Source organism: Mesorhizobium sp. M4A.F.Ca.ET.050.02.1.1 (assembly GCF_003997725.1).
Taxonomy (GTDB): Bacteria; Pseudomonadota; Alphaproteobacteria; order Rhizobiales; family Rhizobiaceae; genus Mesorhizobium.
The window spans coordinates 1-461 of the sequence record NZ_RZSG01001501.1 but is presented as its reverse complement, the minus strand read 5'-3'; the positions used below and the strand labels follow the sequence as shown (position 1 = coordinate 461).

The 461-nt window shown below is 66.4% G+C and carries 1 protein-coding gene; it reads left to right on the top strand.

What is annotated here, in order from left to right; all coding sequences use genetic code 11:
• The coding region (locus EOA33_RS38370; protein WP_127407873.1) for a phosphoenolpyruvate carboxylase at positions 1-461 on the top strand (461 nt) is incomplete at both ends.

Sequence of the window (461 nt, the reverse complement as noted above, 5' to 3'; positions counted from 1 at the left end):
TCGCCGATCTGCAGGCCGCCCCGGGCATCCTGAACGGATTGCTCGGCGTTTCGCTGGTGAGGCGCACGGTGCAAGATTTCGGCGCGCGCCAGGAAATCATGCTCGGCTATTCGGACTCCAACAAGGACGGCGGTTTCCTGGCCTCCAATTGGGAACTGGCAAAAGCGCAAAAGCGCCTCGCGGCGATCGGGCGCAAGCACAAGGTCAGGATCAGTTTCTTCCACGGCCGCGGCGGCTCCGTCAGCCGTGGCGGTGCGCCGACCGGGCGGGCAATCGCGGCGCAGCCGGCAGGCACCGTCGCCGGAACCATGCGGGTGACCGAGCAGGGCGAGGTCGTCTCGTCGAAATTCGCCAATCGCGGCACCGGCCTCAACCAGCTCGAGATTCTCGCCGCTGGCGTGCTGGCTCACAGTGTAGGATCGCCCGGCGATGTCGAGCTGAAGGAAGCGCCGGAGTTCGAC